This window comes from Cryobacterium aureum, assembly GCF_002954245.1.
GTDB lineage: Bacteria > Actinomycetota > Actinomycetes > Actinomycetales > Microbacteriaceae > Cryobacterium > Cryobacterium aureum.
The window spans coordinates 35,358-58,050 of sequence record NZ_PPTG01000040.1 but is presented as its reverse complement, the minus strand read 5'-3'; the positions used below and the strand labels follow the sequence as shown (position 1 = coordinate 58,050).

The 22,693-nt window shown below is 64.5% G+C and carries 17 protein-coding genes, 2 pseudogenes and 1 riboswitch; of the genes and pseudogenes, 6 read left to right on the top strand and 13 right to left on the bottom strand.

Going from position 1 to position 22,693, the window contains the following annotated elements; all coding sequences use genetic code 11:
* The first annotated feature begins 32 nt into the window (after positions 1 to 32).
* The 4 genes from CJ028_RS15005 to CJ028_RS14990 all read left to right on the top strand — a co-directional run bounded on the left by CJ028_RS15005 (position 33) and on the right by CJ028_RS14990 (position 6,588).
* Positions 33 to 749: a hypothetical protein gene (locus CJ028_RS15005; protein WP_105036033.1), complete on the top strand. Its 717-nt coding sequence runs from the start codon at positions 33 to 35 to the stop codon at positions 747 to 749.
* A 145-nt stretch (positions 750 to 894) separates the two neighbouring features.
* The gene (locus CJ028_RS15000) at positions 895 to 4,473 is read left to right on the top strand and encodes a PKD domain-containing protein (protein ID WP_105036032.1); all 3,579 of its coding nucleotides are present in this window, start codon (positions 895 to 897) and stop codon (positions 4,471 to 4,473) included.
* A gap of 77 nt (positions 4,474 to 4,550) precedes the next feature.
* A complete protein-coding gene (locus tag CJ028_RS14995; RefSeq protein ID WP_105036031.1) occupies positions 4,551 to 5,522 on the top strand; it encodes a glycosyltransferase family 2 protein in 972 nt (323 codons plus the stop codon).
* Complete coding sequence (locus CJ028_RS14990; protein WP_240607323.1) at positions 5,515 to 6,588, top strand: glycosyltransferase family 4 protein; 1,074 nt, start codon at positions 5,515 to 5,517, stop codon at positions 6,586 to 6,588. Before CJ028_RS14995 ends, CJ028_RS14990 begins: the two co-directional genes overlap by 8 nt.
* A 38-nt stretch (positions 6,589 to 6,626) precedes the next feature.
* Here the strand turns inward: CJ028_RS14990 and CJ028_RS14985 are convergent, their stop codons facing one another.
* From CJ028_RS14985 to CJ028_RS14965, 5 genes are all read right to left on the bottom strand, one after another.
* On the bottom strand, positions 6,627 to 7,637 hold the full coding sequence (locus CJ028_RS14985; RefSeq protein WP_105036030.1) for a glycosyltransferase: 1,011 nt from the start codon (positions 7,635 to 7,637) through the stop codon (positions 6,627 to 6,629).
* A complete protein-coding gene (locus CJ028_RS14980) occupies positions 7,637 to 9,103 on the bottom strand; it encodes a tyrosine-protein kinase domain-containing protein (RefSeq protein WP_105036029.1) in 1,467 nt (488 codons plus the stop codon). Before CJ028_RS14980 ends, CJ028_RS14985 begins: the two co-directional genes overlap by 1 nt.
* A 128-nt stretch (positions 9,104 to 9,231) precedes the next feature.
* On the bottom strand, positions 9,232 to 10,005 hold the full coding sequence (locus CJ028_RS14975) for a CDP-alcohol phosphatidyltransferase family protein (RefSeq protein WP_105036028.1): 774 nt from the start codon (positions 10,003 to 10,005) through the stop codon (positions 9,232 to 9,234).
* A complete protein-coding gene (locus CJ028_RS14970; protein ID WP_105036027.1) occupies positions 10,002 to 11,255 on the bottom strand; it encodes a DUF1972 domain-containing protein in 1,254 nt (417 codons plus the stop codon). The genes CJ028_RS14975 and CJ028_RS14970 overlap by 4 nt, the downstream gene beginning before the upstream one ends.
* 1 nt (position 11,256) lies before the next feature.
* Positions 11,257 to 12,804, bottom strand: coding sequence for a sugar transferase (locus CJ028_RS14965; protein ID WP_105036026.1), 1,548 nt, complete (start codon positions 12,802 to 12,804; stop codon positions 11,257 to 11,259).
* Between the two features lie 462 nt (positions 12,805 to 13,266).
* Between CJ028_RS14965 and CJ028_RS14960 the strand changes: the two genes are divergently transcribed.
* Together CJ028_RS14960 and CJ028_RS21515 are read left to right on the top strand one after the other, a co-directional pair.
* A complete protein-coding gene (locus CJ028_RS14960; protein WP_105036025.1) occupies positions 13,267 to 14,316 on the top strand; it encodes a dipeptidase in 1,050 nt (349 codons plus the stop codon).
* A gap of 118 nt (positions 14,317 to 14,434) precedes the next feature.
* Positions 14,435 to 14,498: riboswitch (guanidine-III (ykkC-III) riboswitch) on the top strand.
* 11 nt (positions 14,499 to 14,509) lie between these two features.
* A pseudogene (locus tag CJ028_RS21515) lies at positions 14,510 to 14,584 on the top strand (QacE family quaternary ammonium compound efflux SMR transporter); the annotation flags it as partial.
* Positions 14,585 to 14,625: 41 nt separating this feature from the next.
* On the opposite strand, the gene CJ028_RS14950 reads toward CJ028_RS21515, so the two are convergent.
* The 8 genes and pseudogenes from CJ028_RS14950 to CJ028_RS14910 all read right to left on the bottom strand — a co-directional run bounded on the left by CJ028_RS14950 (position 14,626) and on the right by CJ028_RS14910 (position 22,470).
* Positions 14,626 to 15,108 (bottom strand): HAD domain-containing protein, encoded by a 483-nt coding sequence (locus CJ028_RS14950; protein ID WP_129590514.1) that lies wholly within the window; start codon positions 15,106 to 15,108, stop codon positions 14,626 to 14,628.
* 716 nt (positions 15,109 to 15,824) lie between these two features.
* Positions 15,825 to 15,962: pseudogene (locus CJ028_RS21510) on the bottom strand (helix-turn-helix domain-containing protein); the annotation flags it as partial.
* A gap of 325 nt (positions 15,963 to 16,287) precedes the next feature.
* Positions 16,288 to 17,634, bottom strand: a complete 1,347-nt coding sequence (locus CJ028_RS14940; protein ID WP_338064147.1) for a multicopper oxidase family protein — start codon at positions 17,632 to 17,634, stop codon at positions 16,288 to 16,290.
* 487 nt (positions 17,635 to 18,121) lie between these two features.
* A complete protein-coding gene (locus tag CJ028_RS14930) occupies positions 18,122 to 19,087 on the bottom strand; it encodes a WD40/YVTN/BNR-like repeat-containing protein (protein WP_129590512.1) in 966 nt (321 codons plus the stop codon).
* Entirely contained in the window at positions 19,080 to 20,339 is a 1,260-nt protein-coding gene (locus CJ028_RS14925; RefSeq protein WP_129590511.1) for a M23 family metallopeptidase, read from the bottom strand. The genes CJ028_RS14930 and CJ028_RS14925 overlap by 8 nt, the downstream gene beginning before the upstream one ends.
* Positions 20,332 to 21,039, bottom strand: coding sequence for a M23 family metallopeptidase (locus CJ028_RS14920; protein ID WP_161498999.1), 708 nt, complete (start codon positions 21,037 to 21,039; stop codon positions 20,332 to 20,334). Before CJ028_RS14920 ends, CJ028_RS14925 begins: the two co-directional genes overlap by 8 nt.
* Before the next feature lie 284 nt (positions 21,040 to 21,323).
* A complete protein-coding gene (locus tag CJ028_RS14915) occupies positions 21,324 to 21,884 on the bottom strand; it encodes a DUF305 domain-containing protein (protein WP_338064146.1) in 561 nt (186 codons plus the stop codon).
* Between the two features lie 127 nt (positions 21,885 to 22,011).
* Positions 22,012 to 22,470 carry a hypothetical protein gene (locus CJ028_RS14910; RefSeq protein WP_105036018.1) on the bottom strand — a complete coding sequence of 153 codons (459 nt, stop codon included), beginning with the start codon at positions 22,468 to 22,470 and terminating at the stop codon, positions 22,012 to 22,014.
* Between the last annotated feature and the right edge of the window lie 223 nt (positions 22,471 to 22,693).

Sequence of the window (22,693 nt, the reverse complement as noted above, 5' to 3'; positions counted from 1 at the left end):
TTGCAACCAGCCGAGCAACCTGGAGTTTCACCATGTCAGTGCACCAGCCCGTCGATAACAGCGCCGGCCCCACCGCGGGCGACGAATCGACCAAACGGCGACGCGTCTGGTGGATCGTCGCATCCGCTGCGCTGGCCGTTCTCATCGTCGTACTCGTCGTCGCCGGGGTCGCCGCGTCGAACGGAACCGCCCCAAACCTCGCCGGAGCCAGCGCCAGTGCCTCGCCGAGCCCACGACCTACGGCAACGCCGACCGCCGTTCCGTCATCCACTCCATCATTCACGCCGATTCCGACCGCCGCCGCCCCAGCGCCGACCGAGGCCGCCGCTGCAGAACCCGCTCCGCCGGCCGCGCAGGCACCGGTACCACTCACTGAATCCGCCGCCGCTGTCCCCGGCGTGGTCTTCAGCGTCGGTGCACTCTCAGCCGTCGACGGCGTCGCGCGCGGTCCGGGCGAGGTGGGCGGCCCGTCCCTGCGTTTCACGGTGACCGTGCGAAACGACACGCCCGACACCGTGTCGTTAGCGTCAACGGTGGTCAACCTGTTTTTCGGTGCCGAGCAGAGTCCCGCCACCGAATTGACGGCGTCAGGCGGGGCTCCGTTCCCGGAGTCTGTCGCTCCGGGGGCGACCCAGCAGGGGATTTTCGTTTTCGCCGTGCCCAGCGACCAGCGCGACCAGGTACGCATCGCCGTTGACTACTCCGTCGGCGTGCCGATCGTGCTGTTCGAGGGCGCCGCCCCGCGCTGATCTGCTCCCGCGCGGGGCCGCGCTGGGCGGCCCCGCGGGTGTGCCCCGGATAGGGGGCAGCAATCCATGAAAGATTCTCACTATACTCCGAGGAATGCGGTGGCTACCCGAAGCCCCTGCGCCTCGTTTCGAGTAAGGAATCTTCGTGCGACTTCTCTCCGCGTCTCGCCTGCACGTCAACCCGCGCACTGCCCCCTCCAAAGACGCGAGTCCGTCGCGTGCGATCGGGTCGCTGCGTGCCGGCTGGCTCAGCCTCCTGACCATCGCGTCCATACTCGCGGGCGTCTTGACGGCACCCCTCATGGCGCAGGCCGACACCAGCCCAGTGGATGCCGGTACGCCGCTCACCGTGGCCGCCGACGCCCTGCCCACGACTCAGATCAACGGCGTCGTCTGGTCCCAGGTGATTGTGGGCAACACCGTCTACGCCGGAGGCGAATTCACCAAGGCACGGCCGGCCGGGTCGGCAGCCGGTGTGAACGAAGTTGTACGCAACAATTTGCTCGCCTACAACCTCACGACCGGCGTGCTGGTCGCGAGCTTCAACCCGAACCTGAACGGAGCCGTTCGCTCTCTCGTGGCATCCGCTGATGGCACCCGACTCTATGCCGGCGGATTCTTCACGGCTGTCGGCGGCGTAACGCGCTACCGCCTGGCCGCGTTCGACACGGCCAGCGGCTCCCTCGTCTCATCCTGGGCTCCAACGGTCAACGCCTCGGTGAAAAGCCTCGCGACCTTCGGTGACACCGTTTATGCCGGGGGAGTGTTCACCTCGGCCAGCGGGGTCGCCCGCAATCAGATCGCCGCGTTTGCCACCTCAAACGGTGCAGTACGTAGCTGGACCGGAAACCCGGTCGGCGGGTCGGTCCATGCCATGACAATCTCACCGGACGGCACCAAGGTGCTCATCGGCGGCTCGTTCACCTCCTATAACGGCAGCGCTGCCCCCGGCTATGGAATGGCCGCGACGGATGCCGTAACCGGTGCGTCCCTGCCCTGGGCCGTGAACACTCTCATTCGCAACGGCGGCGTCAACGGTGCCATCACCAGCCTCACCTCATCGGCCGATGGCGCCTTCGGAACCGGCTACGACTTCGGAAGCGGGGCAAACTTCGAGGGCACCTTCCGAGCTAACTGGAGCGACGGATCCCTCATCTGGATGGAAGACTGCCACGGCGACACCTACTCAGCTGTACCGCTCGGCAACGTCGTGTACACCACCGCTCACACGCACTACTGCGGCAACATGGGTGGCCCGGTCGAGACCACACCGCGCTCCTACCACCGTACCCTCACGTTCTCCATGGCAGCGACCGGCACTCTCACGCCCAATGCCGTCGGAAGCTATGTCAGCTTCACCGGCAAGCCGAGCCCGAGCATCCTGACCTTCTACCCGGAGATCAACTCCGGCACCTTCACCGGCCAGGGCCAGGGACCGTGGACCATCACCGGCAATGGGCAGTACTTGCTCTACGGCGGTGAGTTCACCAACGTCAACAACAAGGGCCAGCAGGGACTGGTTCGTTTCGCCAGCACGGCGATCGCCCCCAACAAGGAAGGCCCGCGGGTGGCTAACGCGGCCTTCGCCGCAGCCTCTTTCGTGCCCACCGTGGACTCCCTCTCGGCCGGCACCGCCCGCATCGGTTGGAAAGCGGCCTTCGACCGCGACAATGAACGGCTCAGCTACGAGGTGCTGCGGGACGGGGTTTCCGTCGGCACGGTGACCGGGCTGTCCACCGACTGGTCTCGGCCGGCCATGGGCTTCACCGACACCGGGCTGACACCGGGGCAGACCTACGCCTACCGCGTGCGCGTGCAGGATTCCTTCGGCAATGTGAAAACGGGCAACCCGACCAGCGTGACTGTCTCCGGTTCCGGCGAGTACAACGCCTATGCCAAAACCATCCAGAGCGACTCGCCGTCCTCGTACTGGCCGCTCGGCGAGCCAACCGGCGTGACCGCCTATGACTGGGCTGCCGGGTCCAACGAAACGACCGGAACCGGTGTCACTCGAAACGTCGCGGGCGCGCTCGCCGCCGATTCGGGAACGGCCTCGCGATTCAGCGGCACGTCCGCCGGAACCGCCGCCTCATCGGCCTTTGAAACCCCGCGGGGCGCCTTCACCGTCGAAGCTTGGGTGAAGACCACCACGACACAAGGTGGAAAGATCATCGGGCTGGGAAGTGCGGCGAGCGGTGCGTCCACGGCCTACGACCGTCAGGTCTACATGGACAATGCCGGCCGCCTCTGGTTCGGCGTGAAGCCCGGAATCCTCCGCACCGTGAACACGACCGCGTCGTACAACGATGGCCAATGGCACCACATCGTCGCCTCGGTCGGCGCCACCGGCATGTCCCTCTACGTCGACGGCGCGCTCGCCGCCCAGCGCACCGACACGACGTCGGCGGCGCCGATCCAGGGCTACTGGCGCATCGGAGGCGACAATCTCAGCGGGTGGACCAGCCGACCGGCGAGTGATTACATTGCCGCCGACATCGATGAGGTAGCCGTCTACAACACGGCTCTCAGCCCCAGCGCCATCGCCCGGCACAATTCGGTCGGCCGATCCGGGCCCCAGGCCAACGTGGCGCCGACCGCCTCGTTCAGCAGTGCGATCGCCAATCGTGACCTGAGCGTTGACGCCACCGGATCCACCGATTCCGACGGTACCATCACGAGTTATGCCTGGAACTTCGGCGATGACAGCACCGCGACCGGTGCCACCGCAACACACAACTACGCGGCAGCCGGCAGCTACCCGGTCACCCTCACGGTCACCGACAACTCGGGAGCTAGTACGGTCACAACGCGTACGGTCCAGGCCTCCGACCCGGCGGGCAACGTCGCGCCGACGGCAGCTTTCAGCTACCAGGCCACGCCGCTTACCATCGCGACGGATGCCTCCGCCTCCGCCGACAGCGACGGCACCATCACCGACTACAGCTGGGACTTCGGCGACGGGAGCACCGGCACCGGCGTGACCGCCACACACACCTATGCGTTCGAAGGTAGCTACGGCGTGACGCTCACAGTGACCGACAACGCCTCCGCCACCGCGCAAACCGTGCAGACAGTTGTGATTCCGGCCGTCGATCCGATCACACCGATGGCCGCCGATGCGTTCTCCCGCACCGTGGCGACCGGCCTGGGCACCGCCGATACCGGTGGGGCCTGGACCACGACCGGGACGGCATCCAACTACTCGGTCAGTGGTGGTGTCGGCCGCCTCAAGGCGTCAGCCGGTGCCACCGTCAACGCCTATCTCTCCGGCGTGTCCCTGCTCGACACCGATATGCTCGTCACGACGACCCTCCAGCAGGATGCGACCGGTTCCGGTGCCTACACCTCACTGATTGGCCGCCGTGTCGGTACGGACGACTACCGGATGCGCATCAAGAACCTGTCGACCGGAGTGGTGCAGCTGCAGCTCATGCACGGCGCCACGACCCTGAAAGCCCAGAACGTCTCCGGCCTCACCTACACGACCGGCAGCGCGCTGCAACTGCGCGTTCAGGTCGCCGGCTCGGCCCCGACGACGATTCGGGCCAAGGTCTGGGCCTTAGGTACGCCGGAACCGTCAGCGTGGCAGGCCACGGTGACGGATTCGACCGCAACGATGCAGACATCCGGTGCCGTCGGCCTGGCCTTCTACCTGGGGTCGACCGCCACCGTGACACCCGTCACCGCAACGTTCGATGACCTGATCGTGAAGCGGGCCAATTGATCCTGGTCCCACTCCCGAGCTCATCGCGCATTTCTGGCACTACCGGCACCGCTCGCACGACTACAGAGGGGTAGGTCATGTCACCTGTCAACCGAACCACGACTGACCCGCACGTCGTGATTGCGGTGCTGACCTTCCAGCGCCCGGCCGACCTTGAGGAGCTCCTGCCGGAGCTGCTCGACCAGGCCGGCATGGTGTTCGCGCCGGTGGAGATCATCGTCGTCGACAACGATCCCGACGCCGGAGCTCGCACCCTGGTGACCGACACCAGCTGGTTGGAGGCGGGGGAGCCGTCGACCCGGCCGACACCCGTCCGCTACGTGCACGAACCCACCCCGGGCATCGCCTCGGCGCGCAATCGGGCGCTGCTGGAAGGCCAGGGGGCCGACCTGCTCATCTTCATCGACGACGACGAACGACCCAGCAGCCATTGGCTCGTTCAGCTGCTCGATACCTACTCGACCTATCGGCCGGCAGCCGTGGTCGGCCCGGTGCTCTCGCAGTACGACATCGAACCCGACCAGTGGATTCGGGCCGGTGGCTTTTTCGAACGCCGTCGGTTCACCACCGGCACGCCGGTGTCGCTGGCCGCCACGAACAATCTGCTGCTGGACCTGGCCCAGGTGCGCCGTCTGGAGCTCAGGTTTGATGAACGGTTCGGGCTGTCCGGTGGGTCGGACTCGCTGTTCACCCGGCAGCTACACCAGCGGGGCGGGCAGATGATCTGGTGCGATGAAGCGATCGTCATTGACATCGTGCCGGCGGACCGCCTCACCCGGGAATGGGTGCTGCAACGTGCCTTTCGCATGGGCAATACCTGGAGCCGGATCAACCTCGACGACACCGAAAACGGCAAACGAGTGCTGGTGCGCATGACGCTGCAGGCGCGCGGCGCCGCACGGGTCTGCGGCGGAATCGTGCGGTACCTCGCCGGCTCGCTGGTCGGACAGGTGCCGTTGCGTGCCCGCGGCTTGCGCACCGCGGCCAGGGGCGCCGGGATGCTGGCTGGTTCGGTGGGGTTGGTATACCACGAGTACAAGCGTGGCTAGCAATCGCATTCTGATCGACCGGGCCAGGCTGTACCGCACCCTGCGCAGCGCTCACTTGGAACGCGCACACGAGTTGCCGCCGGCCGCCATTCTCTTCCGTATTAAGAGGTATGACTTTCACGAAGAGCTTGCTCAGGGCCTCGTGGTCGTGCAGGCTCACCCGCTGCGCGCCGCGTGGTTGCTCGCCCGTTCCCCAGTCACGACGCTTGAAATTGGCGAACCGCTCATGCTTGCAAGCGTGTGGGCCAGCACATTCGCGATCTGCGCCCTCCGTTTGCGGGCACTGCTCGGCGGCGGCCGAGCAAGCATCGTGTGTTACGCGCTGGAGAACGCCGACCCGTTCGACCGAAAGCTGGGCTCCCGTGCGCGGCTGAGGCGCGCCCTCAACGGTGTCGCAGCCCGCTTCGTCTGGCGCCAGACCGACCGCATCGTTTTCGGAACGGACGCCGCCAGCGTCACGTACCGCGCAGCCCTGCCGGAACCCGCCCGTGATGCCGTCTCCGCCGTTATTCCGGCGTTGCCGGCCGCGTGCACCTGCCCGGGCGACGTCGAGGTGAACCGGGTGGTGTTTCTGGGGGCGTTCGCCCAGCGCAAGGGGTTGCCGGGCCTTCTCGCGGCCTGGCCACTGGTCACAGCACAGGTGCCAGCGGCCCGTCTCATCCTCATCGGCAAGGGGGCGCTGGAAAACCAGGCACGCCAGGCCGTGGCCAGCGACCCAACGATCGAGCTGGTCATCGACCCGCCGCGCAGCGAGATTCACCGGCAGTTACGTCGCGCCCGCGTGCTGGCACTGCCCAGCCAACCGACCGCGACCTGGCGCGAACAGGTCGGCCTGCCGATCGTCGAGGGACTCGCGCACGGCTGCAGCATCGTGACTACGACCGAAACCGGGCTCGCCTCCTGGCTCGAGGAACACGGCCACGACGTGGTCGCACCGGGCTGTACCCCCCAGCAGCTAGCGGATGCCGTGCTGCACGCCTTGCAGGCAGCGGGCCCCTCCGTCGACGACCTGCCGGCTATTGACGGACGGCTCGCCGCCGATGCCTGGCTGTTCGCCGGTGCCTGAGCGCGACCGCGCATCGAGTGCCAGCGGGATCCTCTGGTTCAGCGCGAGCGGGCTGACAGCACGGCCCGGCCATAGGCGTCGACGTGTTCGGCCGCTCCGACCGACCACCGGCGGCGCGAGAGATCGGGTGCGGGCGTGGACCGAGGTCGCCGCACGCGCACGAGCGCATCGGCGAGAACCTCGGCGCACAGCGGCCCACTGTAGCAAAGCACCCACTCGGCACCGACCTCGTCGGCCAGGGCGGTGGTCACCGCGTTCTGCGGCACCAAGACCGGCCGGTCCAGCGAGAGGGCCAGCAGTGCGGCGCCGGAGTTGTGCATCTCGGTGTACGGCAACACGACCAGTTCGGCTGCCTGAATGGCGGCGGCCAGCTCGGCATCGCTGGTGTGGCGCAGTACGAACTCGATGCGTGGTTCGCCGGCCGCGCCGAACTGCAGCTGCTGGGCCAGCTCGCTCGATTGCGGAGCCCCCACGATGCGCAGCGTCGGCCGGGGATCGTCGGGGAGTCCAGCGCCCAGCTGTCGGAAGGATTCGACCAGGGCGTCCACACCCTTATACGGGCGAATGAGCCCGAAGTAGAGCAGTCGGCCAGGCACGGTCGCGCCCGATGGCTGGTCGAAGTACCAGTCGCGGTAGTCCCCGTGCGGGATGGTGCGTTCGAGCGCGCCGGCGGGTACCGGTGTGAATGGGTTGAGCCGAATCCACAGCGTGGTGCGCTGGTCGAACCGCTCGAGCAAGCGTTGGTCCTGCCGCGGTGCGAGCTCGTGGCTGCGCACGTTGTGCAGCGTGCGCACCACCGCGGTGCGACGCAGCCGCAGCCGCGCCAGGAACAGGCGGAACAGCATCCGTCTGGCCAGCGCCCGGCCCGGTGTGCGACCCTGCAGGAGAATCTCCGGCCAGTGCACGTGGAACACGTCGTACCGGCTCGTGAGCGCCCGGCGCCAGGTGAAGCCGAGCACCTCCACGTGCGGGCGCAGTGACCGGCTCAGTTGCAGCAGGTAGGGATTCGTCGTGGCGCGACCCTCCGGAAAGGACTGGAGGACCCGCACTACGACGACCGCGCCGAATCCGACGTTCGGGAGCTGCGACGGCCCGTCTCATCAAACGTGGTGCGGGGTGCCCGGGTGGCGGTGACCCGGTTGGCCGTTCCCGGCGTCAGCGGCACGGGACCGGTCACCGGGGCGAGCGGTCCGTAGTACACCTCGGCGCGACGTTCGCGCACCTGGTTGAGCACGATGCCGAGGATGCGGGCGTTGACCGCTTCGAGCGACTCCAGCGTGGTGGCCAGCTGTTGGCGGGTGGTCGATTTGTAGCGAGCGACGACGATGGCACCGTCGGTGAGGTGGGCCAGGCCGAGTGCATCCGTGGCCGGAAGAAGTGGCGGGGAATCGATGACGATGAAGTCGTAGTCGAGCAGCAGGCGTTCCATCAGGGTTTTCATTGCCGCCGACCCGAGGAGCTGCCCCGGATTGGGTGGCACTGCGCCGGAGGGCAGCACGTCGATGCCGTCCGACCAGCGCACAATGGCGTCGTCGGGGTCGACATCGCCCAGCAGAACGGTGGTGAGTCCCACATCGCCTTCGAGGTCACACAGCTCGGCGATCGACGGGCGCCGCAGGTCGGCGTCGATCAGCAGCACTCGTGACGAGCGTTCCGCCATGGCCAGGGCCAGGTTGATCGCGGTCGTGGACTTGCCATCGCGCGTCACCGCCGACGTCACCACGGCGCTACGCGGCGGGGTGTCCACGTCGATGAATTCCAGGTTGGCCCGCACTCGTCGGTAGGCCTCGGCGAGGGCGCTGTGGGGCATGACCCGCATGACCAGGCCGGCTGGATCGGTGCGCTTCTTGCGACCGACCTTTCCGAGCAGGGGGTCGGAGGAGACCCGATCGAGGTCCTTCTCCGTACTGACCCGGGTGTCGAATACCTCGCGGGCCAGGGCATAGAGCACGCCAAGTACGAGCCCGAGCAGCAATCCGGTGATGATGATCAGTTGCGTGTTGGGAGCAAAGGGGCTGCCCGGCAGTTGAGCCGGCGAAACCGTCTTGACCGTGATCGAGGGCAGGTTGTCTGGCCCTTTCGGTGCCAGATTCTGCACAGTGGCGGCGAGGGAATCGGAGACGGCGTCGGCGAGGTCCACGGCCTGCGTCGCAGACCGGCTGGTCACGGTGATGTTGATGAACACCGTGTTGAGGGGAGTGACCGCGGTGACCCGAGAGGCCAGGGCCTGCGTGGAGATCTTCAAGCCGAGCTTGTTGATCACCGGCCCCAGAACGGTTGGTGTCGTGGCGAGTTGCGCGTAGGACTGCACGAGGTTTTGCGTGAAGGTCGACGACTGCAACAACTCGCTGGTGGTCGCACCTCGATCGCTCGTGACAAAGACGCTGTTGGTGGCCTGGTACTGGGCGGGGAGGGTCGTTGCGTAGCCCCACGCCGCGCCGCCGCCAAGAAGGCCCACGATGGCGATGAGCAGCCACCGTCTCGTGATGGTCCTCAAATAGTCGATTGGTTCCACAGCATTCTCCGTCCGGTTGCGCTCACCCTACAATCAAGCTGATCAAAACTCACCTCCGAATGCGAGAGGGAGCATCCCCAGAACGGGGCACACGGCAGAGCTGGCACGTGCGAACAGCGGATGCCCGACTACGGCCGGACGACGTCCACGCGCCCCAGCGCGGTCATGTCGCGAAACCACTTACCCAGCGCCAGTGCGAGATATAGCGCGTTGGCAATGAAGAGCAGCGTGTACAGGCCGAAGAAGGCCAGCGGAGCGCCCAGCAGCACGAAGGCGAGGCAGAGCACACCGTAATCGGTGGGAAGTCCAAGAAGTGACCGCACCGCGGTGCGGGGGGCCGTGGAGAGTGGAGCCCTTGGCGCATGCTTGGCTTTGAGCAGATCGTTCAGAATCATGGCGAAGAACGACACGGCCGCGACGGCGGCAAACCCGATCGGTACGAGCAGCCAGATCGAGCTTGACAGGGGAAAGTGCGTGAACATCGTGATGAGCACCGCGAGGTGCAGCGTGGAGATCTTGATGGAGTCAACGACGTGGTCGAGCCATTCGCCCGAGGGGGAGCCGCCCCCACGCAGGCGTGCGACCTGGCCGTCGGCAGAGTCGAAGGCGTAGCCGATGGCCAGCAGCAGCCACACGACGAGGCCGAGCCACCAGCTCGGTTCGCCGATCGCGAGCAGTCCGATCGCGCAGAACGTGAAGCTGGCACTGATGGTGGTGACGTTGTTCGGGGTCAGACCGAGACGGAACGCGCCCGCCGCGAGGTAGCGACCCACCCGTCGGTTCACATAGACGGAGTACGGTGGAGCGCCGCGGGCGGCTGTTTTCTGAGCGGACGACAAACGGCGCACGGTGTCAAAGTACGTTTCGGTCGAGGCGGTGGCGTGGGCCGAGGTACTGGTCATAGCGTGATCCCCCTAGATGGTGCGGTTGACGGTTGGTGGTTCATGGTGTCGGAAACGCTCCAGGTTGATACTCCGGCCCGGCCGCTGCTCTGTCGATGGGTGCTGTAGCCAACGGCCACTCGCCGAGCGAGCCTTTCGTAGCTGGCCGCGACGCTGTCCCAGTTGTAGAGTTCCTTGGCCCGCTGCTGCAGCGCCGCCGCGACCGCGGCGACGTGCTCGGGGTTCAATTCGGCATCTTCGATCAGGCCGCTGAGGGAATCGGCCCGCGAGAAGTAGGCGCCATCGCTGCCAAGGACCTCGCGATTGAACACGACGTCCCACGCGATGACCTTGGTTCCGGCACCCATCGCCCGCAGCAGCGACGGGTTCGTACCGCCCACCGAGTGGCCATGCACGTAGGTGGTGGCGTGTGTATAGAGCTGATCCAGCTGGTTTTGGTCCCACACGCTGCCGAGCATGCGAATGCGGGAATCGGACGCAGCCAGGACACTGATGCGGTTGGTGTAGTCAGCCGCGTAGGGCGCGGAGCCGACAACGACCAGTGGGAGGCGTGCCCCGCTGGCGCGGTATCCCTCGACAATCATGTCGACGTGGTTTTCCGGTTCGAACCGGGCGACGACGAGGTGGTAGCCGCCGGGCCGGAGTCCGAGTTCGGTGAGCCGATCGGTCGGGGTATCGTGCAGAATTCGGGTGCCGTAGGAGATCAGTTCGGTCGGGATGGAAAACTCGTCCCGGTAGTAGTCGACGATTCCCTGCGCGTCAGCGATGAGGGCATCCGCTTCGCGCACCGAGACTTCTTCGGCCCAGCGGTAGTAGCGTCGACCGGCGCCGCCCCATTTGTCTCGCTTCCATTCGAGACCGTCGACGTGCACGACGCTGGGAATACCGCGCAGGCGCAGCAGCGGAACGAACGGGGCATTGGCTGCGTTGAACACGAAGGCGACATCGGCTGGGCGGTGCAGGGTTGCGTGCAGCACCGACAGCCCGGTGTGGCTCAGCGTCTCCAAAATCTTATGGCGCAGGGCCGGCAGCTCCACCAGTTTCATACCGAGGTACTCCGCTGGAACCGGCTGGGCCGTGCGGCGACAATAAACGGTCACGTCGTGGCCGCGGTCAACGAGCCGGCGCCCGATTTCCTCGACGGCCGTTTCAAACCCGCCGTAGGCTGCGGGCACTCCGCGGGTACCGATCATTGCGATGCTCAGACGCCGGCGGCTGGACGGCGCAGTGTGTTCGATGCCCGCGGTCATGTCAATATGCCCCTACTGGTTGAATGACGGTCTTGAAGGTGCGCCAGATGATCATCAGGTCGCCGGCCAGTGACCAGTTCTCGACGTAGTAGAGGTCGAGCCGTACGCTGTCTTCCCAGCTGAGATTGGACCGCCCGTTGACCTGCCACATGCCGGTCAGACCGGGCTTGATGTACAGGCGGCGGTGCACGTGGGTTTCGTAGACCTGAACTTCTTCGGGCAGCGGCGGGCGTGGCCCGACCAGGCTCATCTCGCCGACAAAGATATTCCACAGCTGGGGCAGCTCGTCGAGTGAGTATTTGCGCAGCACGCGGCCGATCTTGGTGATTCGAGGGTCATTGCGAATCTTGAACATCACCCCGGAAGCTTCGTTCTGGTCGAGTAGACCAGCCAGGTCGTCTTCCGCGGTCTGCACCATCGAGCGGAATTTGATCATGCGGAAGGTCTGTCCGTTGCGGCCGCACCGCTCCTGCCGAAACAGCACCGGGCCGGGGCTGTCGAGTTTGATGAGCACGGCGATGAAGGCGAGCACGGGGAGCAAAAACACGATCGCGAGTGCCGTCGTGACGATATCCAGGGTGCGCTTGAGGGCATGGCGGCCCCCCTCGAACCGAGGAATTTCGACGTGGATCAGCGGGAGGCCGTCAACCGGACGAAAGTGGATGCGGGGACCAGCGACATCCGTTAGTCGGCTGGAAAGAACAAGCTCCGCGGAGGTGCCCTCGAGGTCCCAACCCAGATTGCGAATGTAGGAACTGCCGCCGCTAGGCTGCCCGGCCACAATGACCGTGTCAACCCCCATGGCGGCGGCGGCGGCTGCGACGTGCTCGAAGTCGGACACGATCGGCACCACGCGCTCGCCGGCTGAGATATCGTCACCGATGCCGTCTTCCAGAGCTGCGCCGACGATGTAGTAGGCGGCTCCAGACTTGGTGTCGATCTGACTGACCACGTATTCTACGTCGTCTCGATTTCCAACGACGATCACGCGGGCGAGATAGTGGCCGAACCTGCGCTGGTGCAGCAGCCATTTGCGCCACAGCCACCGTTCGAGAACCAGTGCCGCAATACCGAGGGGGAGCGCCAGAACAAAGTACAGCCGAGCGATGTCGATGTTGAAGATCAGAAAGATGATGGCGAGCATGCCGAAAGTGACAGCACTGGCATTGATGACCTGTTTGTACTCGCTCGCTCCGACACCCACGACGCGGGAGTCCCTGGTGTGGAAAAGCTCAAGGGTCATGAGCCAGGTCGCCACGATCAGGAGTGAAACGAGCCAATAGTTGGCGCTGAACGATCCCGGTACGGCCGGAATGCCGTCCACGCCGAACCGGAAGACCAGTGCGCTACCCACCGCGAGAACAATGACCGCAACATCGGTCAGTCGCAGCTTGGTTCGGTACCGCCGAGCCCAAATCAGCCCTGAGGAGGGGGTGTCCACCGCGATATCGGCGGGCGCGGACACCGACTGGTCAACGAGTCGAAGCTTGGCGGTACGCCGAAGGGGCAGAGGTTGCTGGAAAGAGGCGGGCGAATCTGATTCACTCATGCGTCACTCCCCCTACGGTCGAACGTGAAAGTAGTACCGGGCGTGGTCGTTGTGGCGCGGCGGTAACGGAGGCGCGTATCGGGTTCTGGGGTAGTTCGGAGAGTGAATGTCACGTTTTCATTCCCTGCAGTCGGGTTTACAGGAACAGGTGGCGATGCTGGCACTTGTCGTTCGATGGAGCGCGTCGTATGAAGATGATTCTTTCTCAGCAACTTACTGGCAGAGACTACCCCGATTCAAGTCGGCGGCGCTGTAACCTCAATGGGGGTCAAAATCCCCTGTATGGGGGAAGGTGTTGGGGAATGCTCAGCCTGAGATCGGCCGACACCCCCCGTAAGGCCCGCAAGCGCGGGCAGGAATCACGCCGTCAGTGCCGTGAGGTGATACGGCCTGAGCGCATTAGATGCCCGATGGAGGGGGTCCTAGGCTGGTATGGTGCATCAATTGCCGGGAAGAGTTCAGATGACCGTAAGAAAACCGAAATTTGCTGTTCTTGACGGGCACAATGACCTCGCTTGGGCCTGCAGAGAGCATCGTGACTATTCCGTTGCCGGGCTGGACTCGGAGCAGGATTCTGCCCGCAGTCATTTGCAAACGGATGTCCCCAAATTGCGGCGCGGCGGGGTGCAGGGCCAGTTCTGGTCGGTGTGGGTGCACACCGACCTGGAGGGCACGGATTCGGTGCAGGCAACGCTCGAGCAGATCGACTTCATTCATCGCCTGATTGCCGCCTATCCCGACGATTTCGAACGGGCAGTCACCGCCGATGACGTAGGGCGCGCCCGGCACGGCGGAAGAATTGCGTCGCTCCTCGGGGTTGAGGGCGGCAACCAGATGAATAACTCGCTCGCGGTACTCCGCGAGTACGCCCGGTTGGGCGTGCGTTACATGACGCTCACCTGGAACTCATCGACGGAGTGGGCCGACGCGGCGGTCGGCGAGGTGACGCACGACGGCATGAACGAGCGTGGCCGGGCCGTCATTGCCGAGATGAATCGCATCGGAATGATGGTCGACTTGTCCCATGTTTCCTCTGCCACCATGCAGGACGCCCTCGATGCCTCAACCCTCCCCGTTCTCTTCAGCCATTCCTCGTGTTTTGCCCTAAATCCCCACCCGCGCAACGTGCCCGATGCAATTCTTAGTCAGCTCGCCGCCAACGGTGGCGTTCAGATGATCACCTTCGTGCCGGCCTTTCTCTCTGCCGACTACCGCAGCTGGGAAGACAACGGTTCGGTGGGGGAGAAGCCGGTCGTGACCGTGGCGCACGTGGCGGACCACGTTGAGCATGCCCGCAGCGTGGCCGGCATTGATCACATCGGCCTCGGTGGCGACTTCGACGGCTGCCCCGACATGCCGGTTGGGCTTGCCACCGTGGCGGAATACCCCAACCTGTTCGCCGAGCTCGAGCGGCGCGGCTGGAGCGCAGCCGACCTGGCCAAGCTGGGCACCGAGAACGTGCTGCGCGTGCTGCGCGCGAACGACGCGGCCTACCGCGCCTTCATCGCCTAGCCGCCGCAGCCGCGCCCGCGCGGTCCAAACGGGCGCGCGAAACGGATGCCGCGGCATCCGTTTCGCGGCAGGCCGCGGTTCTGCACATGGTTAGCCCAGTGGCGGTGCCTATGGTCGAAGCAGGCCGTGGAGTGCGGCCCCGGACGACGAAAAGTACCCGGAACGCGACAAGACTGGCCGAGGAGTATCAGTCATGTCGTGGATTCTGCTCATTGCGTCAGGAGTGCTGGAAGCGGTCTGGGCGACGGCGCTCGGCAAGTCCGACGGCGCGCACTGAGTCGTCCGGGCTGTGTCGCCAGGACGGCGTCGTCAGGATGGCGTCGGAGCGAGCCCATCCACGAAGAGGCGTACCGCGTCGAGGTGCGCGGCCGTGAGCCCAACGTTCAGGTCGGGCTGCACCAAATGTGTCGGCCGGGCCTGCGCGGTGGCCCAGCCGACGGCATCGTGGCGCAGGATGTCGTCGATCCAGATCACCGCGTCGGGCTGCGGATCCTGCCGGGCCAGCCAGCGGGCGACCCAGTGGAGTTTTGCCGTGGGTGCGGGATTTGACGGGTCGAAGTGCAGATTGCGCGGAAAAGCGATGCCCTCGGTGTCGGAAGACAGGCCGAGATCCCGGGTCAGGTGAAACGTGTGTGTGGGAGACCAAGTGGTCGCCCACACGATGGATCCGAGGTCGGCCAGTTGGCGTACGAGTTCTGCGCGCGCCGGGTCGAGTACGAGCCTCTGGTCGACGAGCCGTGGGTTGAGCACTCCGTCGACGTCGAGCAGGATCAGAACGGTGCGGGCGGTCATCATTCGAGCCTAGCTGGCCGCTCACTGGACAACTTCGAGCGGTTGCGACCCCGCCACACCCGTCGAAGTTGTCCAGTGAGCGAAGTAGCGGGCACAAAATGGGCCACCCTCCGGTTCTGCGACGTGGCGATCCGCGCGATGGCTATGCACTCGTGACCGTCGTGGGCACGACTGCCTTGCTCCACATGAAGTTGCACATTCGGCGGCGCTTGCTTACGCACTGTCGAACCCTCACCCTGGCCTTCCGGTGGGCGACGCCCTTGCGGGCGGAGGATATTGAATCCCAAGATCGTGGTCTGGGTGCACTTCGAATGCAACGAAGTTCGGCTAGGTGGTTTGACCAGAGGGTGGTCCGGCTGCTTCGATTGGCTTCCCCGTGGGGCGCGCGAAGTAGGCCCACGGAAACCACATTGTTCCTATTCGGTGCCATCCTTCGCCCTCCAGGCTGTGTCGGCTGGATCCGAAGGCGGCGACTCGTTGGTGTTCCCCTTGCTCATTGGATTGAATGACGTCGTGGAAGTACATTCCATAGCCAATTGAATGCCACCCAGTGCGTCCAGCTTCGTCGAGTGCGTCCATCTCGTTAAATGCCGTAAGGGGATATAGGTGACGCTTCTCGATAGAGCGATGAACGTCCGTGCTGTCGAGAACCCGCCCGATAGGTGATCCGGTCTGCGGGGTCCTTCAAAACCGTCGAAAGCCGACGGACTCGAACCGCGACGATACTGCGGAGGCCCAGCCGAATGAACCGCTCGAGTGACCGTCACCCGCGACAAGCCCAACTGCTTCGCAATCGCCCGCACCGACAAGCCCTCACTGACATGAAGATGCCGAATCTCTGCCCAATCCTGCACTGTAATCACCCATCCAATCGTGGTGGGTGGTCTACTGTTCAAAGAGCGAAACTGGCCTCGTTTTCAACGAGCGCTGACAGCCTGAATTGACATCTGGCGTGTGAGTTGTGCGAGGTGGCATGGCAATGGTGGCGCCGGAGTGGGGTCTGCCAGACGCGCTCGCTTCGCCGGGGCGGCAGGCCGACGTGGCACGGAACATCCGGCCCGATTTCGTTGCGGCCCGAGAACTTCCCAGCTGTCTTCACGGCACCGGACGGGGGAGTCAGCAGAGATACTGGGGCAAATCCTCGGCGTATCTCCCTCTTGATCAAAGGCCTACCGGTGCTCACATCGCCTGAATGATGCCCATCATGCCGGCGTCTTCATGGTCGAGGATATGGCAGTGATAGACGGTCCGTCCGCGAAAATCATCGAAGGCGATCCGAACGCGCACGGTACTGCGTGCCGGTATGTTGACGACGTCCTGCCAAATCGCTGACTCGGCTGATTGGCCATCCTGTTCAATAATCTGCATTGGCCAGACGTGCAGGTGAAGCGGGTGATCGAGAGTGCTGGTGTTGGTGAGAGCCCACTCTTCGACGCTTCCAAACTGCACGGTGGTGTCGACATGGGCGGCATCAAATGTGCGGTCGTTGATCGTGGCTGACATCATGCCGCCGCCCATGCCGCCTCCCATTCCCATAGCGAACACCAATTCGCGTCGAGCTGTGACGGTAACGGAACGTAAGTCCCGTGGTGCGAGCTGGTCGGGTACTGCGGTGAATTCGTCGGTGTTGGCACCGGCGACGGCGAACGTGGCCAGTGCGACATCGGCGGAACTGGTCGTGCCGCCGCCCATCATCCCGCCGGATGCACCACGGTCATAGCGGAGGGTGCGAAGGGTGGACGTGCCCGCGCGAGCGGTCACGAACAAGTCTGCGCGATTGCCTGGAGCCAAGACGACTTCGTCAACGTCGCGCGCGGATTCGAACCGGCCGGAGTCGATGCCGAGGAGGGTGAGTTGCTGCCCGTCGAGTCGAAGCCTCAGATAGCGGGAAGTGCACGCGTTGATGACTCGCCAGCGTTCCCGGTCGCCGGGGCTGGCGCTCAGGTCAGGAGTGAGCTGCCCGTTCACCAGAACGAGCTCGCCCTCCCTGCCCGACATCTTCTCCATTTCGGTGGTAGCTGAAATGGTACCGGAAGAATCAAAGGTCATGTCAGAGATAACGAGTACGCGCTCCCGGGTGGCCGGGATCTCTTTGGCATCTTCTACGATGATCGCACCGTAGAGGCCTCCAAATATCTGATCGGCGACGAGTCCATGGTGGTGCGGGTGGTACCAGTACACGCCCGGCGGGTGGTTTGCGGGTAGCTCATAGCGGTATTCGAAGGAGTCGCCGGCGTCGACCGTGACGAACATGTTGTCGCTATTGTTTTCCGGCGAGACGTGCAGGCCGTGCACGTGCAGGTTGCTCGGGTCGGTCAAACCATTGCGCAGGCTGATATTAAGGATGTCGCCCGCCCGAACGCGCAGTGTCGGGCCGGGGACGCTTCCGTTGTAGCTGAGCGCACGCACAGTTCGGCCGGCAACGCTTACCGGCTGAGACGATGACTCCAGTGCCACCGTCAACACGCCTCCGGTGCTGTGTAATTCGGTGGGCTGAACCAGGGCGAACCCAGGCGCAGCTTCCAAAGCCTGCTGCCTCCTCGAGGATTGATTCGCAACGAAACCGGTCCCGCCAATGGCCACCCCGCCAATTCCTACGCCGCCGAGAATGAGAGCATTTCGGCGGCTAATGTCGGCCATCATCGGCCTTCGCTGAGCACCCGGACCTGGTCGCGGTACTGCTCTGCCGTTAGTTCTCCGCGAGCAAATCGCTCGTCGAGGATCTTCCGCGCGCTGGTCAGATCAGAGGACGCTGACGGCGGCGGTGACCAGGGGCCACGCTCCCGGTTTTTGTCGATAAGCGAATGATGACGTACACGAGAATTACGATGCCGACCATTGCCAGCAGTCCGTATCCCCAAGACCACCCCATAGCTCCATTGCCCCACATCATGATGTGATTCCTTTCGTAAGTTGACAATATCCCATTAAACCTCTAGGGGTATCTGTCGTACCTGGATGCCAGCCGCTCGTAGTCCGGTCGGATGGCCGGTGTCGTTCGGTGGTGCCGGAGCTAGCTGGACAGCGATACCAGCGCGGTCCACGTGCTCCCGAAGTCATTGCTGGCGGAGATTCCGGTGGCGTCCGCGACAAGGATCCAAGGCGAGGAGCCGCCGACGACGGTGAACGCTTCGGGGGCACGACCGGTCGTTCCGGTTTGCGTCCACGTTTCGGCGTCCTGCCGCCAGACTGCGCCGCTGGGATCCAGACCGACCAATCCACCGCCTGCGTTTGCGTCGATAGTGTCCAGCAGTAGCAGCGCGGGTGCGCCATCCAATGCGGAGAAGGTGCGACCCGCGTCGGTGCTCACCATGACGCCTGCGGCGGTCGTTGCGTAGAGCCGATCGGCCTGCGCTGGATCCGTGCTCAGGTCGCGGAGTGCGAGGTTAGCTCCCGCTGTCCAGGAGAGGCCGGAGTCGTCACTGACGGCAATGGTCCCGGCGCCTGCGTCGTACCCGTAGACGCGTAGGGTGCCGTCGTTGAGGGGGACCGCATCCAGATCGTGAAAATCGGTCTCGCCCGCCAGCGACAGTGCCGTCCAGGTGGACGCACCGTCCGTGCTGGAGATGAGGCCCAGATTGGGAAGCGCCAGGTCGCTGGGTTCGGTCGGATCGGGGTGACCCGACGCCAACAACTGCCCGGGCGCGGCCACAGTGAAGCCCATCGTGTCCTGCGCCAAGCCAGCGATCTGTCGCGGCTGGGTCGTGTTTGCTCGCGGCGCTCCGGTCAGATAGGTGTCGGGCAGCACGTCGGTAGGAATGAGCCACACCCCCTGGTGGGTTGCCGCGTAGGTGTCGCCCGTGAGGGGATCAGCACCGAGGCCATGCACGTGCTCAAAAGCGCCCGACGTCGAATGCATGCTGGGCGACGCTGCCGTCGAAACCGAATCGTTGGCGGAACAACCGGTGAGAACTATGAGGCCTACGAGCGGGAACGACAGTGCGATGATCCGGCGTCGTGACCGGTTGAATCTAACCAAGGGTGACTCCTCGAGCGCTCATGAAGGGTTGTGGATTGACGCGGGCACCATTGACGCGTGTTTCAAAGTGCACGTGGCAGCCGTTGGACGCACCCGTCGTTCCCACGAGAGCGATGGTAGCGCCCGTGGAAACCTGTTGCCCGGTGCTGACGAGCAGCGAGCTGTTGTGCGCATAACCGCTTTGGGTGCCGTCGCCGTGGTCGATGAGGACCCAGTTGCCGTAGGAGCCCAGCCAGCCGGCGTAACTGACTGTTCCAGCGGATGCTGCCGACACGGTCTGCCCGCAGCCCGCGGCGATGTCGGTTCCATAGTGGAACGCACCGACTCCCGCCACCGGTTTGTTGGGCCGAGCCCCATACGCTGAGCTAATCCAGCCTGATACGGGCAAGGTCCAGCCCTGTGCGTTGGGCGTGCTGCTGCCGCCCAGGGGCCTGCTCGGTGCTGCGGCTGCTGAAGCTGCGGCCGCAGCGGCTTGGGCGGCGCGCACTTTCGCGGCGGCTGCTTCGGCTGCCCGGCGGATTTCTTCGCCCGCGGCGTAGTCGGCTTCCGTCGCGGCCCGATCCTCGGTCAGAACGGCAAGCTGTGCCTGTAGCGTTGCGGCAATTTCCTGCTGGTCGGCTAGTGCCGTCTCCACCCGGATGCTCGCGGCCATCGCTTCGGTCAACGCGGTTTCAGCCGTCGCAGCCAGCGCACCGAGCGTCTGTTGAGCGATCTGAGCTTGATCCGTGAGCGATCTAGCGGAGTTTTCGTCGGCGGCGGCGGACTCATAGACCAGACTCATCCGCTCGGTCAGCTTGCTCATGGAACCGAGCTGATTCAGGAGATCGCTGGCGCTGGGCCCGTCCAAGAACAGCGACAACGACAGGTCGCTGTTTCCCGAGCGTGCGAGCATTGCTGCCAGCCGGCCGGCCTGTTCGCCCGAAATGGCGGCGGTGGCCGAGGCGGCGTCGGCCTGGTCCTGCAAGTTCGTCGCTCGCAGGGTCGCGTCATCGAACGCGTTTTGCGCGGCCTCATAGGTGGATGCGCGACGAGATGCTTCCGCACGCGCAGCATCCACTTCGGCGGTGAGGCCTGCGACCAGCCCGGTCAACTCCGTGACCTGCGCTTGTTTACCAGCCTCGGACGATCGTGCGGATTCCACATCCGACCAGCTCGGGTACTCTGCCGCGCCGGCCGGTGCCGCGATTCCGAGAAGCGCGAAAACCGTCACCGCTACAAGAGCGAACCGAGCGCCAGTCTTGCTCTTAGCCAAGAGACACCCCCCGAGTGCTCATGAAGGGTTCCGCGTCGACGCGTTCACCGTCGACGCGTGTTTCAAAGTGCACGTGGCAGCCGCTGGATGCACCGGTCGATCCCACTATCGCGATGATTTCACCGGCCACAACCAGCTGACCGGAGTCGACGAGGAGCTGACTGTTGTGGGCATATCCCGTCTCGACGCCGTTGCCGTGGTCGATGAGAACCCAGTTGCCGTAGGAGCCCTGATAATCCGAGGTGACAACTTTGCCGCCGGTAGCAGCGAAGACGGGCTGACCGCAGGGCGCGGCAATGTCGGTTCCGTTGTGGAAGTCGCCGACACCATCCACTGGTTTGTTCGGGCGAGAACCAAACGGGCTCGATATTCGGCCCAGAACGGGTAGAGCCCAGCCTTGATCGCTGAGCTGACCCGGACTCAGGCTGGCCCATTCCCCGTTGCCGGCAACTTCGGTGTACGAGGCCGGTTCAGGTGCTTCCGTGATAGTATACCCGTCGCGTTCAACGAGAACGGATGCCGCCCCCGCGGCGCTGACGCTTTGCAGATCGTCGATCGGAGCGGCGCTCGTAGCATCGGCTTGCGGTGATTCTGTGTTGATCGCAAGCGCGGGCAGGGACGTGCTAATTGCAAACAGTGCGATCATCGCCATGGCGCTGCTGGCCGCAACACGCTGGCGCAACGGGATCGAACGGGGCACGGCTTTCGCCGCTGGCGCGGATTTTGAGGGGTCCGGGCGACCCGTACGCAGCATGCTCTCCATGGCACGCAAATCGCGTCGTGACATTGGTGGAATGGCGCCGGGAATGTGGGGCGCTGTGGCCACGTGGCCGGTGTTATCCACGGAGCACCGCCCCGGCGACGCGAAGCAGCTGAAGAATTTGACGGCAATGCATACTTATGTCCTTGCAGGTCATTCAGAAAGAGAAAATTGGGCTCCAATGGCGGGCCTTCCAGAGAAGGATCCGCCCCGAACGTGTCGCTTTAGAGCGAGGCGAGGAGCTCGGCCATGACGGCGATTTCGGCCGTCTGCGTCTCAACGATGGTGGCGGCCATCGCCTGCGCATCCGCATTCTCACCATCATCAATTTCGAGCTGCGCCATCGCGACAGCGCCCTCATGGTGCACCGTCATCTGTTCCAGGAATAGCGTGCTGGCCTCGACTCCCGAGGCGTCCTGTAGGGCCATCATGTCGTCGTCGGACATCATCCCGTCAGAGCCGCCGTCCATGCCATCCATGCCGCCCATGCTGCTGTCACCCTCGCCCCACGCCGTCAACCAGTCTTTTAGCTGCGCAATCTCCGGTTCTTGCGCAGCCTTGATCTGAGTTGCGAGGTCAATCACGCTTTGGTCGATACCGTCCTTTACGAGGAGGTCATCACTCATTTGAACGGCCTGCTCGTGATGGGGGATCATCATCTGCGCAAAAGTCACGTCCGCTGAATTGAACGCCGCTGTGGTTTGGCTCGCGGAGGGGCTTGCTGGGTCGGTGGCGGGACTGCCGCCGGCGCAGGAGCTCAGGGTCAGTGTGGCCGCCAGTGCCACAGCCGCATACAGAAAAGTTCGTGATTTGAGCATCGTTCATCCATTCGTCGATAAGTAGTAGAAACCGAGTGGCCGTGGGCACGGCGAAGTTCCGAAGCCAGGTGGTGGCTCGGAGCTACATCTCGGTTTAAACGCGACAGACGGAGAGAAGGGTGAGGTTGGGTCGCTGAACAGGCAGGGCGGCGGTGCGCCAGGAGTCCAGGATGATGCCGCCGGCATCGAGCAGGCGCGGATACGTGGCCGGAAGTCGAGTCAGGAAAATCATGACGACGAGGGTGAGGAGCAGGACGCACGTCATTGCGAGCAGAGCACAATCCAGCATTCCGTCCAGGCTTCCGGACGTGATCGCCGCGACGACGGGAGCAGCCACGACAGCAGCCCTACCCATAACCAAAGATTGCTCAGCGGCAGCCGATGAAGCAACAACACTTGACGAAGCAGCGGCCGGGGTGTGCATGGCATGCCCGGTCGCCTCGGAATGAATGGCAAAAACCGCAAAGAGCAGTGCGGCCAGGGCAAGCAATGAGACGAAAGGCGGCACAGAGACGGGTGCAACCAGTCGTCGTACCGCACGCTCCAGCGTCATTTCACCTACTTCTCTGCCCACAGTCCACGAGTGGACTGCCAATGTCTTCCCTCGCAGAGTACCCCACGGCGAGCGGTGAATCCTGAATGCCAGTTCATAAGAACGAGAACGCGGATCATGACGAGCTGTTCTGCGGGAGGCACGGCAAGCAGCACCGCTCCACTCAGATGGCGATCGGTCCATGCACGCGTGCCAAAAATGTCGGCTGAGTTGTCTGCGCCTG

Bases quoted from the DNA above. Each gene is read 5' to 3' on its own strand.
- CJ028_RS14950 (WP_129590514.1), bottom strand. From the start codon at position 15,108: ATGACCGCCCGCACCGTTCTGATCCTGCTCGACGTCGACGGAGTGCTC.
- CJ028_RS14965 (WP_105036026.1), bottom strand. From the start codon at position 12,804: ATGAGTGAATCAGATTCGCCCGCCTCTTTCCAGCAACCTCTGCCCCTT.
- CJ028_RS14960 (WP_105036025.1), top strand. From the start codon at position 13,267: ATGACCGTAAGAAAACCGAAATTTGCTGTTCTTGACGGGCACAATGAC.
- CJ028_RS14970 (WP_105036027.1), bottom strand. From the start codon at position 11,255: ATGACCGCGGGCATCGAACACACTGCGCCGTCCAGCCGCCGGCGTCTG.
- CJ028_RS14975 (WP_105036028.1), bottom strand. From the start codon at position 10,005: ATGACCAGTACCTCGGCCCACGCCACCGCCTCGACCGAAACGTACTTT.
- CJ028_RS14910 (WP_105036018.1), bottom strand. From the start codon at position 22,470: ATGACGCTGGAGCGTGCGGTACGACGACTGGTTGCACCCGTCTCTGTG.
- CJ028_RS14995 (WP_105036031.1), top strand. From the start codon at position 4,551: ATGTCACCTGTCAACCGAACCACGACTGACCCGCACGTCGTGATTGCG.
- CJ028_RS15005 (WP_105036033.1), top strand. From the start codon at position 33: ATGTCAGTGCACCAGCCCGTCGATAACAGCGCCGGCCCCACCGCGGGC.